13 protein-coding genes and 1 tRNA gene are annotated in these 12,287 nt (G+C 62.6%); 5 read left to right on the forward strand and 9 right to left on the reverse strand.

The features are described from left to right. Positions 1-211 precede the first annotated feature (211 nt). From pilB to NMB40_RS13740, 3 genes are read right to left on the reverse strand one after another with little or no spacing between them, the layout of a single operon-like run. Complete coding sequence (gene pilB / locus NMB40_RS13730) at positions 212-1,942, reverse strand: type IV-A pilus assembly ATPase PilB (protein ID WP_494358766.1); 1,731 nt, start codon at positions 1,940-1,942, stop codon at positions 212-214. Positions 1,943-2,001: 59 nt separating this feature from the next. After that, positions 2,002-2,460, reverse strand: a complete 459-nt coding sequence (locus NMB40_RS13735) for a pilin (RefSeq protein WP_494358767.1) — start codon at positions 2,458-2,460, stop codon at positions 2,002-2,004. Between the two features lie 59 nt (positions 2,461-2,519). Beyond that, positions 2,520-2,933: a pilin gene (locus tag NMB40_RS13740; protein ID WP_494358768.1), complete on the reverse strand. Its 414-nt coding sequence runs from the start codon at positions 2,931-2,933 to the stop codon at positions 2,520-2,522. A 356-nt stretch (positions 2,934-3,289) separates the two neighbouring features. Between NMB40_RS13740 and NMB40_RS13745 the strand changes: the two genes are divergently transcribed. Genes NMB40_RS13745 through coaE form a run of 3 tightly spaced genes read left to right on the forward strand, consistent with a single transcriptional unit; the run spans position 3,290 to position 6,046 of the window. Next, positions 3,290-4,549 (forward strand): type II secretion system F family protein, encoded by a 1,260-nt coding sequence (locus NMB40_RS13745; protein WP_494358769.1) that lies wholly within the window; start codon positions 3,290-3,292, stop codon positions 4,547-4,549. A gap of 7 nt (positions 4,550-4,556) precedes the next feature. Next, complete coding sequence (locus NMB40_RS13750) at positions 4,557-5,420, forward strand: prepilin peptidase (protein ID WP_494358770.1); 864 nt, start codon at positions 4,557-4,559, stop codon at positions 5,418-5,420. 8 nt (positions 5,421-5,428) lie between these two features. After that, the gene (coaE, locus tag NMB40_RS13755) at positions 5,429-6,046 is read left to right on the forward strand and encodes a dephospho-CoA kinase (protein ID WP_494358771.1); all 618 of its coding nucleotides are present in this window, start codon (positions 5,429-5,431) and stop codon (positions 6,044-6,046) included. A 79-nt stretch (positions 6,047-6,125) separates the two neighbouring features. Here the strand turns inward: coaE and NMB40_RS13760 are convergent, their stop codons facing one another. The 4 genes from NMB40_RS13760 to rimK all read right to left on the reverse strand — a co-directional run bounded on the left by NMB40_RS13760 (position 6,126) and on the right by rimK (position 9,755). Next, positions 6,126-7,493: a sensor histidine kinase gene (locus NMB40_RS13760; RefSeq protein WP_494358772.1), complete on the reverse strand. Its 1,368-nt coding sequence runs from the start codon at positions 7,491-7,493 to the stop codon at positions 6,126-6,128. Next, the gene (locus NMB40_RS13765) at positions 7,456-8,133 is read right to left on the reverse strand and encodes a response regulator transcription factor (RefSeq protein WP_017356179.1); all 678 of its coding nucleotides are present in this window, start codon (positions 8,131-8,133) and stop codon (positions 7,456-7,458) included. Before NMB40_RS13765 ends, NMB40_RS13760 begins: the two co-directional genes overlap by 38 nt. 7 nt (positions 8,134-8,140) lie before the next feature. Continuing rightward, the gene (locus NMB40_RS13770; protein WP_494358773.1) at positions 8,141-8,617 is read right to left on the reverse strand and encodes a hypothetical protein; all 477 of its coding nucleotides are present in this window, start codon (positions 8,615-8,617) and stop codon (positions 8,141-8,143) included. A gap of 232 nt (positions 8,618-8,849) precedes the next feature. Beyond that, positions 8,850-9,755, reverse strand: a complete 906-nt coding sequence (rimK, locus tag NMB40_RS13775) for a 30S ribosomal protein S6--L-glutamate ligase (RefSeq protein WP_494358774.1) — start codon at positions 9,753-9,755, stop codon at positions 8,850-8,852. Positions 9,756-10,013: 258 nt separating this feature from the next. On the opposite strand from rimK, the gene NMB40_RS13780 reads away from it, so the two are divergent. Further along, positions 10,014-10,400: a hypothetical protein gene (locus NMB40_RS13780; RefSeq protein WP_494358775.1), complete on the forward strand. Its 387-nt coding sequence runs from the start codon at positions 10,014-10,016 to the stop codon at positions 10,398-10,400. A 3-nt stretch (positions 10,401-10,403) separates the two neighbouring features. Beyond that, positions 10,404-11,375, forward strand: coding sequence for an RES family NAD+ phosphorylase (locus NMB40_RS13785; protein ID WP_494358776.1), 972 nt, complete (start codon positions 10,404-10,406; stop codon positions 11,373-11,375). 6 nt (positions 11,376-11,381) lie between these two features. Here the strand turns inward: NMB40_RS13785 and NMB40_RS13790 are convergent, their stop codons facing one another. Next, positions 11,382-11,735, reverse strand: a complete 354-nt coding sequence (locus NMB40_RS13790) for a nuclear transport factor 2 family protein (protein ID WP_494358777.1) — start codon at positions 11,733-11,735, stop codon at positions 11,382-11,384. A 422-nt stretch (positions 11,736-12,157) separates the two neighbouring features. Then, a tRNA-Gly gene (locus NMB40_RS13795) sits at positions 12,158-12,231 on the reverse strand. Positions 12,232-12,287: the final 56 nt, after the last annotated feature.

Genomic DNA, 12,287 nt, shown 5'->3' on the forward strand with positions numbered 1-12,287 from the left:
CATCTGGCCAAGATGTCATCAATGCCCAGCCAACGGCGCTGCTCACTCCAATCTCATCGCAAGCGGCGGTCAGTCCAACGAGCGGCGTGGCTGGCACTCAGTGCCATGCCACACCCTCAACTGCCAGTTCTGGGCAGAACTTCGGATCCACGCCAAGGCAGGTTGGCTGCTCGCCCAGCCAGCTGCCTCCCCGCTCTGCTCCGTTCGGAGCTTAATCCTTGGTCACCCGATTGATCTCAGCCAGACTGGTAGTGCCTGCAGCCGCTTTGATCAAAGCAGACTGGCGCAGGTCGTTGACGCCTGCACGCTGCGCAGCTTCGGCGATCTGGATGGCGTTACCGCCGGCCAGCACAATCACCGAGATCTCCTCACTCATTGGCATGACCTGGTAGATACCCGTACGGCCCTTGTAACCTTCGGTGCACTCCTCGCACCCCACGGCCTCGTAGAGCGTGATACCCGCATCCAGCTGGGCCTGGGTAAAACCTTCCGCCAGCAGCGCGTTGGGTGGCAGATCCACCGGCCGTTTGCAGTTGTTGCAGAGGCGGCGAGCCAATCGCTGCGCGATCACCAGCGTAACGGAGCTGGTGATGTTGAACGGCGCGATGCCCATGTTCATCAGGCGCGCGATGGTCTGCGGCGCATCATTGGTATGCAGCGTGGACAGCACCATGTGGCCGGTCTGCGCTGCCTTGATCGCGATTTCCGCGGTTTCAAGGTCACGGATTTCGCCGACCATGATGATGTCCGGATCCTGGCGCAGGAACGAGCGCAACGCTGCGGCGAATGTCATGCCGCGCTTTACGTTCTGCTGCACCTGGTTGACGCCGGGCAGCCGGATTTCAACCGGGTCTTCCGCCGTTGAGATGTTGCGCGTTTCATCGTTGAGGATGCCCAGCGCGGTGTACAGCGACACGGTCTTACCCGAACCCGTCGGGCCGGTAACCAGCACCATGCCGTACGGTTTGTGGATGGCTTCCAGGAACAGCTTCTGCTGCACCTCTTCGTAGCCGAGCTTGTCGATGCCCAGCTTGGCGGCGCTGCCGTCCAGGATACGCAGCACGATCTTTTCGCCGAACAGGGTCGGCAGGGTGCTGACACGGAAATCGATCTGCTTGGTCTTGGACAGGTTGAGCTTGATGCGCCCGTCCTGCGGCACGCGCTTTTCAGCGATGTCCAGCTGGGACATGACCTTCAGGCGTGCGGCAATACGCTGATTGAGCTTGACCGGGGCCTTGGCCACGTTCTTGAGCAGACCGTCAATGCGGAAGCGCACGCGATAGTCGTCTTCGTACGGCTCGAAGTGAATATCTGAAGCTCCCTTACGGATCGCGTCGACCAACACTTTATTGACGAATTTAACTACCGGAGTGTCGTCGCCCTTAGCGTCAACACCGGAATCTGCGCTACCACCTTCTTCTTCACCGGAGGAGACGTCGAGGTCACCCATGCCGTCGTCATCGCCACCACCCAGCGAGCCGCCAAGGGTATCGTGCTTGGATTGCCATTGCTCCAACGTGCGACGGATCTGGTCTTCATCGACCAGGATCGGCTCGACGACGAGGTTGGTGTGGAACTTGATCTCATCCAGCGAATGGGTTGGATCACTGGTGCCAATGAACAGCTTTCCTCCACGCTTCAAGAGCGGCAGCACGTGGTGCTTACGAAGGAGCTCTTCGCTGACCAGACTGATTGCACTGTGGGACGCGTCGAATACCGAAACATCCAGCAAAGGCATGCCAAATTCCAGCGCATTAGCCGCAGCCAGCTGTGAGGGGGTAACCAGCTTCTTCTCAGCAAAGTACTGAGGCAATGGCTGCTTGGCGGCAGACGCCTTGGCCATGGCGTCGCGGGCCGCAGCCTCTTCCAGCGCCCCGTCCTGCACTAGACGGCGAGCGATGCCGGTAATTCCGACGAGGTTGGCAGTAACGACGGCATTCATTCTGGCGACTCCTACGGCGATCTTGGCATCATAACCGGGTCACGGCCGGCCGCGGCGACTCAGCCGCAAGTACTTGGACGGTGTTTCACATCGAAAGCCGCAGCGTCGCACGTCCACCCGCCATCGCTCGAACGCCGGAGGTGAAGCGACTTGCCAACCACCGCACTACCCCCCTCAAGTACACAGCTCAACGTCGCCTGACCTCCGCCGGCAAGTGTGAGGTCAACTGTCGAACAATGCCTGGTTCCCGCTGCCAGCCCGAGATAAGCAGTTGTGATCTCCGACGTCGGAAGGGCATCGGCAAGCGCCGTTTCAATTCCAGTCTTGGCGGGCGCGATATCAGCCAAAGCCGAGGTGACTTGGGCTTTGGCCACATAGTTCTGATAAGCCGGAAGCGCAATGGCCGCCAGGATGGAGATGATCGCAACTACGATCATCAGCTCAATCAGCGTGAATCCCCTGCTACGCATTTTACACCCACCAACATTAGGTCCCCAGAAGGAGCGAGCAAAACTCATGCCAACAAAAAGGCCCCGCACGGTGGCGGGGCCTCGATCTGCCTTACGAGGGCGGACTATTAGCCCTGGCAGGTAGCCGGAGCCCACTTGGGCTTGTCGGTGACCGTGGTGCTGCAAGCCCAGGTACCGTCAGCGGCGCGGGTCCAGGTGATCACGGCGCCGTTAACCTTCGGGCTACCATTGAGGATGGTGCAGGTCAGGGTGCCGGTGCCATCAGCGGCGCCGGTGGCACCGATGGTGCAACGCTCGGAGGTCTTCAGACCAACGGCTTCCGGGTTGATCGTGGTGGCCTTGCCATCATTGACCAGCACTTCGAAAGCGGTCTTGCCCGGGGTCACTTCGGCCAGGCCGGCAGCAACCTGCGACTTGGCGACGTAGTTCTGGTACGCCGGCAGTGCAATAGCGGCCAGGATGGCAATGATCGCGACAACGATCATCAGTTCGATGAGGGTAAAGCCCTGCTGCTTCTTCATGAGTACATCCCCTAGAGGTGGTTTGAAAAATGAACACTGGGTCGCGCCTGGCCGGAAAACCGGCTGAGCAAGGCAATCGCCCGTGCGGGTGGTTGAAAGCAGGTTGCGTGCCAACTTCTCAGCAATGCTCCCCAGCATTCCCCGGCGCAATGATGGCAGCAATCTTCAGGATTGGAACCCCCCTCACGGTAATTTGCGACCCAACTGGCATTGTGACGCGTTGCGTCACCTTTTGACGGCCCCGGTCCTGGACCCCGGTCACGGATTGCCGTCAGGGAGGGATGCCATGACGCCCCGGAACCAGCTACCATTCGGCGCAGAAGCCCGCCTGGGGATGGCGCGGCTGGGGAGCCTGTATGTCTGTGAGCCGTAGTGCCGTCAAGAAAGAGCCCGTGGCGCGTAGCACCATGGAGTTGCAGCCGTTTGTCTGGGAGGGGACCGACAAGCGGGGCGTGAAGATGAAGGGCGAACAGCCCGCGAAGAACGCCAACTTGTTGCGCGCCGAGTTGCGGCGCATGGGCATCACGCCCAACGTAGTCAAGGTCAAGCCTAAGCCGCTTTTCGGATCGGCCGGCAAACCGGTCAGCGCCAAGGACATTGCCTTCTTCAGCCGCCAGATGGCGACCATGATGAAGTCAGGTGTTCCCATTGTGGGTGCACTGGACATCATCGCCAGCGGGCACAAGAACCCGCGCATGAAGAAGATGGTGGACAGCATCCGGACGGACATCGAGGGTGGCTCGTCCTTGTATGAGGCCATCAGCAAGCACCCTGTGCAGTTCGATGAGCTGTACCGCAACCTTGTCCGTGCAGGCGAAGGTGCCGGTGTTTTGGAAACGGTGCTGGAAACGGTCGCCAACTATAAAGAGAACATCGAAGCCCTCAAAGGCAAGATCAAGAAGGCGCTGTTCTATCCGATCATGGTATTCGCGGTCGCCCTGCTGGTAAGCGGAATCCTGCTTGTCTGGGTCGTGCCACAGTTTGAGGATGTGTTCAAGGGCTTCGGTGCAGAGCTGCCGGCGTTCACTCAAATGATCGTGAACCTTTCAAAGTTCATGGTGTCCTGGTGGTGGTTGATCCTCATTGTCTTGGTAGGCGGTATCTTCGGATTCCTCGCCGCATACAAGCGCTCACCATCAATGCAGCACGCGTTTGATCGCCTGATCCTCAGGATCCCGGTCATCGGCCAGCTGATGCACAACAGCGCCATCGCCCGCTTCGCCCGCACCACCGCCGTTACCTTCAAGGCTGGTGTACCGCTGGTGGAAGCGCTGGGCATCGTGGCCGGCGCTACCGGCAACAAGGTGTACGAAGAGGCGGTTCTGCGCATGCGCGGCGACGTGTCGGTCGGCTTCCCGGTCAATATGGCCATGAAGCAGACCAACCTGTTCCCGCACATGGTCATCCAGATGACGGCCATCGGTGAAGAGGCCGGCGCCCTGGATGCCATGCTGTTCAAGGTGGCCGAGTACTTCGAGCAGGAAGTGAACAACGCGGTGGACGCACTGAGCAGCCTGCTGGAGCCGATTGTGATGGTGGTTATTGGTACTATCGTCGGCGGCATGGTCATCGGCATGTATCTGCCCATCTTCAAGCTCGCCTCCGTAGTCGGATAATCAATCAATGGCATTTCTCGACCAGCATCCCGGCCTCGGCTATCCCGCCGCGGCCGCACTGGGGTTGCTGATTGGCAGCTTCCTCAATGTGGTGATCCTGCGGCTGCCCAAGCGGCTGGAGTGGCAGTGGAAGCGCGACGCCCGCGAGGTGCTCGAGCTTCCGGACATCTACGAGCCACCCCCGCCCGGGATCGTGGTCGAGCCGTCGCACTGCCCGCACTGCAAGCACAAGCTGTCCTGGTACGAGAACATCCCGCTGTTCAGCTGGCTGGTGCTGGGTGGCAAGTGCCGCCACTGCAAGGCGCCCATCTCCATCCAGTACCCGTTGGTCGAGCTGTTGACCGGCGTACTGGTGGTGGCCAGCGTGTGGCAGTTCGGCTTCGGCTGGCAGGGCTTTGGCGCCATCGTGCTGAGCTGCTTCCTGGTCGCGTTGTCCGGCATTGACCTGCGCACCCAGCTGCTACCGGACCAGTTGACCCTGCCGCTGATGTGGCTGGGGCTGATAGGCAGCATCGACAACCTGTACATGCCGGCCAAGCCCGCCCTGCTGGGCGCCATTGCCGGCTACCTGCTGCTGTGGTCGGTGTGGTGGCTGTTCAAGCAGATCACCGGCAAGGAAGGCATTGGCCATGGCGATTTCAAGCTGTTGGCCGCGCTGGGCGCCTGGTGCGGGTTGAAGGGCATCCTGCCCATCATCCTGCTGTCGTCGGTGGTGGGCGCCATCATCGGCTCGATCTGGCTGTACTCGCGGGGCCGCGACCGCGCCACCCCGATCCCGTTTGGGCCGTACCTGGCCGTTGCTGGCTGGATCGTGTTCATGTGGGGCGAGCCGCTGATCAACGCCTACCTGAGAATGTCCGGCCTGCGCTGAGGGCAGCGATGAGCCAGTTCGTGATTGGATTGACCGGCGGCGTCGCCGCCGGCAAGACCGAGGTAACCCGGCGCTTCGAGGCGCTGGGCATCACCATCGCTGATGCCGACATGGCCGCGCGCGCCGTGGTGGCCCCTGGCAGCGACGGGCTGGCCCGGATCGTGGCGCACTTTGGTTCTGGAATCCTGCTGGCCGATGGCCAGCTTGACCGCGCCGCGCTGCGCGAGCGCATCTTCAGCTCCGCGCAGGAACGGCAGGCGCTGGAAGCCATTACCCACCCTGCCATTCGCGAGCTGTTGCGGCAAACCTGTGAACAGGCTGCGAGCCCCTATGCGATTGCAGCCATTCCGCTACTGACCGAAGCCGGTGGCCGCCAGCAGTACCCGTGGCTGGACCGGATTCTGGTGGTGGATGCGCCGGTGGCGGTGCAGCACGCGCGGCTGATGCAGCGCGATGGCACCACGGCCGATCTGGCCGACCGGATGATTGCCGCGCAGGCCAGCCGCGAGGAGCGCCTGGCGCTGGCGGATGACGTGGTGGTCAATGATGGGCACCCGGACCATCTGCAGGCGGAAGTGGAGCGCCTGGATACCGCCTACAGGATGTTGGCAATCACCAAACCGTAGAGCCACGCCCTGCGTGGCTGCGGGGTATCCGGCGAAGAGCAGCCACGCAGGGCGTGGCTCTACGGCCGGGACGGCGAAGTCAGCCGGCGGGGGCGAACGTCAGCGTGGCTACCACGCCCCGGGTTTCGCCCGGGCGCACATTTACCTGCCAGCCATACAGATCGCACAGCCGGCTCACGATCGACAGCCCGATACCGCCGCCCTGCGAATGGCCGGCGTGGGTGCCGCGGTAGCCGCGTTGGAACAGCTTGGCTGCGTCCTGCTCGCTCAGGCCCGGGCCGCTGTCGATCACTTCAACCCGGTTGCCGGTGACCAGCACCCGCACCGAGCCTTCCTGCGAATACTTCACGGCATTGCCGATCAGGTTGCCCAGTGCCACCGACAGCGCCGATTCCGGGGCATCGATGACCAGTTCGCGGTCGCCTTCCAGCACCAGCTCCAGCGGCTTGCCGCCCAGCTGGGCGCGGTGCGAATCGAGCAGCTGCTCGGCCACCCGCGCTACGTTGCTGCTGCCCTGCCCGCGCTCGTTGCGCGAGAGCAGCAGCAGCGCGCCAATCAGGTCCGTGCACTGCTGTTCGGCACGCTGGATGCGCTGCAGGCGCTGCAGCACCTTGGGGTCCAGGTCCGGCCGGGTCAGCAGCAGTTCGGTGGCACCGCGGATCACGGCCAGCGGGGTGCGCAGCTCGTGGCTGACGTCGGCATTGAATTCGCGGTCGCGCTGTACCACTTCGGTCAGCCGGGCCGAATAGTCATCCAGTGCCTGCGCCAGCTGCCCCACTTCGTCGTCGGGGAAACGCGGTGCCAAGGGCGTGGGGTCACTGGTACCGCCCCGGTAGGCGCGCAGGCGCGCGGCCAGGTCGGACACCGGCTTCATCACCTTCGAGGCCGACCACCAACCCAGCACCAGCGACAACGCGCTGAACACCAGCACCGAGAAGAACAGCGCGCGGTTCAACTGCTCTGCGCCGCGCAGGCTTTCGGTCATGTCGTAGGCGAGGAAGAACCAGGCGTCTGGGGTCTTGCGTACCGCCAGCTTGTAGGAGAACGGGTTGCCCCGCTCGTCCACGCCGCTCAGGCCGTGGATGCCGTCGCGGAATTCATACCAGTCCGGCTCTTCCTGGCGAAGCGCTTCGAACTTGTCCGGCCCCACGATGCGCGCGCGCATCTGCTGCACGGGAAGGTCGGGGTTGCGCGAGGGATCAGCGAAGTAGCGGTGCGCGTACTCGTTGATGTTGCGGTTCATCACGTCTTCGACCAGCTGGTTTTCCACGCGCGCGCGGGCCAGGTTGGTGGCGAAGGCAAACAGTGCTGTCAGGCAGAAGCCCAACAGCACGAACGACACGATGATGCGGCTGCGCAGCCGGCGCCGGTACGGGCCCCGGCGGCGCTCCCCCCTGCCCGTCACCGGATCAGGCTTCCGGGGCGGCGATGCGGTATCCGATGCCATGGCGGGTCTGGATCAACGGCACCTCGAACGGCTTGTCCACCACGGCGCGCAGGCCGTGGATGTGCACGCGCAACGAATCCGAATCGGGCAGCTCTTCGCCCCACACGCGGGTTTCCAGCTCCTGGCGGGTCACCACGGCCGGGGCCGCTTCCATGAGCGCCTGCAGGATCTTCAGTGCGGTGGGGTTGAGCTGCAGCAACTTGCCCTGGCGGCGAACCTCGAGGGTATCGAGGTTGTATTCCAGGTCGCCGGTTTCCAGTACCCGCGTCTGCACGCCCTTGCCGCGGCGCGACAGGGCGTTCAGACGCACTTCGACTTCCTGCAGCGCGAACGGCTTGATCAGGTAGTCGTCGGCACCGGAATCGAACCCGGCCAGCTTGTTGTCCAGCGAATCCCGTGCGGTCAGCATGAGCACCGGGGTCTGCTTGCGCGCTTCATTGCGAAGCTTGCGGCAGACCTCGATCCCATCCATGCCCGGCAGATTGAGATCCAGCACGATCGCGTCGAACTCGTGCACGACCGCCAGGTGCAGGCCGGTCACGCCGTCGGCGGCGAAGTCCACGGTGTGGCCGCGGTCTTCGAGGTAGTCGCCCAGGTTGGCGGCGATGTCGCTGTTGTCTTCAATTACAAGAATTCGCATGTGACCTCTAGTTGGTAAGTTTGCCGCCGCCGCGCTGTACTGAATTCAGTTCGCGCTGGGCAGTGGCCTTGTCGCGCTCGCGCTGGGCAACGGTCCTGCACTGCGTGGTCGCCCGGTGGGAGCCGGTGGACTTTTCGCGGGTGCAGATCTGGCGGCTATCTTCGCGCGCCTTCGTCAAAACCGTGTTCACAACTTGTTGGTCGTTGTACAGCTCGAGCTTGGCTGATTCGGTAATGCCCGCCTGCTCAGGGTATTGGTCAAGCAAGCCGCGTATGCGGCCCAACGCCTGGCGGACCTTGCTGCGGTCTTCGCCGGTGAGCTCGGAATAGATCTCGTTGTTGGTATTGAGGTCCTTTTCGATCAGGTCAACCTGTTCTGCCAGCGGCTTGTTGCGCGCGAAGACCTCATCTTTGGGGGCTGCCTGCGCCGTACCCAGCGCCAGCAGGAGGGCCGCGGTCCCGGCGGCCAGAATCACTCGCTTCATTTCAACCAATCCTTAGTCAACTGAACGGAAAGCCGAATGTATCCCCCTCGCCTTCACCTCAGCAAGTGAGCGTTGGCACGGGAAGAAAAAGGCCCAGACGGATCCCGCCTGGGCCTGAAGTCATTCCCGATTACCGTTATCTGCTGAGGAGGGCAGAGCTGCGGTTCGTTGAAGCCTACGCCGGGGGCGATTAAACCGGTGTTAAAACCGGCCCGTCGACCTCAAAAAATATTCATACCTTTGATTTTGCTGGCTTTTTCACAGAAGCCACCTGGGAGGCCACGTGTTCGATGATGCGCCCGGCCAGGTCGTCCTGGCTGATCCCCTCGATCCCTTCCAGGCCGGGGGTGGAGTTGACCTCCAGCACCAGCGGGCCACGGCTGGAGCGGATCAGGTCCACCCCGGCCACCCCCAGCCCCAGCGCACGAGCAGAGCGCACCGCCACCTGCTGCTCGGCCCGGGTGGCCTTCGCCGCGCGGGCGCTGCCGCCGGCATGCAGGTTGGAGCGGAAGTCTCCTTCCGGGGCCTGGCGCTGCATGGCGGCCACCACATGGTCGCCCACCACCAGGCAGCGCAGGTCGGCGCCCTGGGCCTCGCCGATGAACTCCTGCATCAGGAAATTGGCGTACAGCCCGCGCAGCGCCTCGACGATGCCACGCGAGGCGCTGGCCTTCTCGGTCAGGATCACCCCGCGCCCCTGGGTGCCCTCGTTGAGCTTCACCACATGCGGCGGCGGGCCCAGCATGGAGAGCAGGTCCACGGTGTCATCGGGGTTGTCGCCAAACACCGTGACCGGCATGTCGATGCCCTTGGAGGCCAGGATCTGGTGCGCGCGCAGCTTGTCGCGGGCGCGCAGGATGGCATCGGACGGGTTGGGGGTAACCGCCCCCATCATCTCGAACTGGCGCAGCACGGCGGTGCCGTAGCGGGTCACCGAGGCGCCGATGCGCGGAATCACCGCATCCACCCCGGTGATGGGCCGGCCCTTGTAATGCATGGTGAAACCGTCGGCGGCAATGCGCATGTAACAGCGCAGCGGGTCGAGCACGCGCACGGTATGCCCGCGCGAACGCGCCGCGTCCACCAGCCGCCGCGTGGAGTACAGCTTGCTGTTGCGGGAAAGGATGGCCAGTTTCATGGCGGCTTGGATGGGGGATGGGATAGGACGCGAAGCATAGCGTGCCGCCGGTTACTACGGATGCAGGAGATCTACCAAAAGCGTCAACACGGATGAATCGCGCCACCTCATGCCCAGTTACAGGCCATATGACCACAACGCTTTGTTTTTATTTGTTATTTTCTTGTTTTATATTTGGTTTTATCGTGGTGCAACGTTGGTGCGAACGGCACATGGCTGTGCAATACTCCGCCCATTCCGCATCCTCCCCCCCATCTCATGCAAACAGCCCCCCTCTTCCTCAGCGTCCCCCAAGGGGACTCCCTGCACTTCGGCAACGGCGACCACTTCGAACCAAAGAAGGTCGCCGAGTTCATGCAGCTGGATCGGAATGCGGTGTCCAAGATTGCGTCGGTATCCAGCGCATCCGTCCGTTGGGATGAGAACGTCCCCAAGGCGGTCAAGGAGCGGCTGGAGGAAATCGGCGCAATCGCGAACATGGTGGCGGACATTTTCCAGGGCGACGTCGCGAAGACCGCGCTGTGGTTCCGCACCAAGAACCCATTGCTGGGCGATGTTGCCCCCAGGGACATGGTCCGGCTGGGAAGGCATGACCGGCTGCGCCGATTCATCGTCACCGCCATCCAAGAGGACAAGGTCAGGTAACGCATGCCACGCAGGCGCCAACAGCCGGTTCCCGTTCGCGGTGTTCCCAATGACTTCCCGGCCAGCATCCACGTCCTCGACAGGTTTTCCGAGTCTGATCTGGAGGTGTGGAAGAAACGCTCGCGGGAGTTGGATGCGCTTCATGACGAGCTTTACCACGGCCTGGAGCCGGAACGCGCGCGGCGCAGGGATCAGCTGATCGAGGCACTGAACGCCAAACCCGCACCGCCGTATGACTTCAAAAACTGGGTGCGCATGGTGCAGTACCGCTATGCGAATGAACCGCTCTCCGCTGCCGGCAGCGTCAGGTCGATCGGTGGACGATTCAGCATTGGAAATGACTGTGATGAGTCGGGCGCCGCAGCCGTCTTCCCGGCGCTCTACATCGGCGACGCGCATGAGACCGCGTTCCGCGAGTGCTACCAGATGGCATCGGAAAAGATGGAGGCGACAGGCCTGACTCCAGCGGAGATGAGCCTGCGCCAAAGCGATGCATCGGTTCGATTGAACGGACACATCGAACGGGTGTTCGACATCCGCAACATCGAGAACCTGAAGCCAGTCGCCAAGGTATTGGCGAAGTTCGCTGTCCCTCCCGAGCTTGAGAAGCTGGCCAGATCGCTGAAGATGGGAAGGCCGTCCGATCTGCTCATACGAACGCCCGCGAAGCTGCAGGCGAATCTCCAGGATATGAACTGGAGAGCGTGGCCCGCACAGTTCGGCCTTCCCTCCCCCAGCCAGCGCTTCGGCCTTCTCCTCAAATGGGCGGGATACGAGGGAATACTCTACCGCTCAAGCAAGCAGCCCGGCTCAACCTGCATCGCGGTGCTGTCCAGCAACATCTGCAGCGAGCGCACTTTCATCGAACTGGCGGATGGTCACCCTCCCGCCGTGATGCACAACCGACTTGACCTGTCGAGCGCCGACGCACTGTGCGGGTGGGAACACGTCCGCCAGGCCGACCGGGCTCCGTAAGCCATGTCAGCGCGGTAGCTGGATCACAAAGGCGTTGAGCTCCACCATCTTCCGGTCGCGGAACCGCCAGACGTCGCTGTAGGCGAGTTCAGTCGGCTGACCGTCGTCACCTTCACCGATGATCGTGCCCAGCGCGACCACCCTGTCGTCCTCGGCAATCAGACGGTCAACGGTGAAACGCGGCGGCGTGGCGTAGGCGCTCTTCATCCACTGGCGCACCGCCTCCTTACCTTCGAGCGTACCCTCGCCCACCGTTGTCCACCGGATGTCGTCGGTGCAGTGGGAAAGGAACCCTTCGTTGTCGCCCGCGATGACGGCCTCGTTGGCCTGCAGGAGAACAGACTTGTTGGAACCATGCATACGAATACTCCACCAGTGGCGCAAGGCGCCAAAAGAGCATGGTCCCAGCGATCAGGTTAACAAGGCGCAAGGGGAATGAGAGCGAAGCGTAAGCACGCGCGCCCTTCGATCGGGATCATGCGTTCGCCGCGCCGATCAGTGTTATCGGCAGTCGATTGGAATCCGACCCTACCGGTATCACGCGTGCGACAACGCGCAGCAGCGATACGCCGCAGTCGCAGCGATCAGGTCAACAAAGCACAAGAGGAAAGAGATCGAAGTAACAGGCCCCTTGAGTCAAGGGGCCGCGCCGAAGGAAATTGCAGGAGCAATTTCCAACGTTGCGCAGCAACGGCCCGAAGGGCGCCCGTCACGACGGCGGGCGTACAGGCGCGGGGATCTGGTGGCATGCCGCCACGCTCCATGGTTTGCCGGGCAAACCGTGGAGCGGGTGAAGGGAATCGAACCCTCGTCAGTAGCTTGGGAAGCTACAGCTCTACCATTGAGCTACACCCGCTTGGTGCCGGCAAGTTTATGCGCCGAAGCGGTAAAAAGGCAACGGGCGGCATGCGC

This window comes from Stenotrophomonas sp. FBCC-B152, assembly GCF_059134105.1.

What these genes read in the sequence shown, in the direction of transcription:
- pilB (WP_494358766.1), bottom strand. Translation starts at nt 1,942, where the DNA reads ATGAATGCCGTCGTTACTGCCAACCTCGTCGGAATTACCGGCATCGCT.
- NMB40_RS13735 (WP_494358767.1), bottom strand. Translation starts at nt 2,460, where the DNA reads ATGAGTTTTGCTCGCTCCTTCTGGGGACCTAATGTTGGTGGGTGTAAA.
- NMB40_RS13740 (WP_494358768.1), bottom strand. Translation starts at nt 2,933, where the DNA reads ATGAAGAAGCAGCAGGGCTTTACCCTCATCGAACTGATGATCGTTGTC.
- NMB40_RS13745 (WP_494358769.1), top strand. Translation starts at nt 3,290, where the DNA reads ATGTCTGTGAGCCGTAGTGCCGTCAAGAAAGAGCCCGTGGCGCGTAGC.
- NMB40_RS13750 (WP_494358770.1), top strand. Translation starts at nt 4,557, where the DNA reads ATGGCATTTCTCGACCAGCATCCCGGCCTCGGCTATCCCGCCGCGGCC.
- coaE (WP_494358771.1), top strand. Translation starts at nt 5,429, where the DNA reads ATGAGCCAGTTCGTGATTGGATTGACCGGCGGCGTCGCCGCCGGCAAG.
- NMB40_RS13760 (WP_494358772.1), bottom strand. Translation starts at nt 7,493, where the DNA reads ATGGCATCGGATACCGCATCGCCGCCCCGGAAGCCTGATCCGGTGACG.
- NMB40_RS13765 (WP_017356179.1), bottom strand. Translation starts at nt 8,133, where the DNA reads ATGCGAATTCTTGTAATTGAAGACAACAGCGACATCGCCGCCAACCTG.
- NMB40_RS13770 (WP_494358773.1), bottom strand. Translation starts at nt 8,617, where the DNA reads ATGAAGCGAGTGATTCTGGCCGCCGGGACCGCGGCCCTCCTGCTGGCG.
- rimK (WP_494358774.1), bottom strand. Translation starts at nt 9,755, where the DNA reads ATGAAACTGGCCATCCTTTCCCGCAACAGCAAGCTGTACTCCACGCGG.
- NMB40_RS13780 (WP_494358775.1), top strand. Translation starts at nt 10,014, where the DNA reads ATGCAAACAGCCCCCCTCTTCCTCAGCGTCCCCCAAGGGGACTCCCTG.
- NMB40_RS13785 (WP_494358776.1), top strand. Translation starts at nt 10,404, where the DNA reads ATGCCACGCAGGCGCCAACAGCCGGTTCCCGTTCGCGGTGTTCCCAAT.
- NMB40_RS13790 (WP_494358777.1), bottom strand. Translation starts at nt 11,735, where the DNA reads ATGCATGGTTCCAACAAGTCTGTTCTCCTGCAGGCCAACGAGGCCGTC.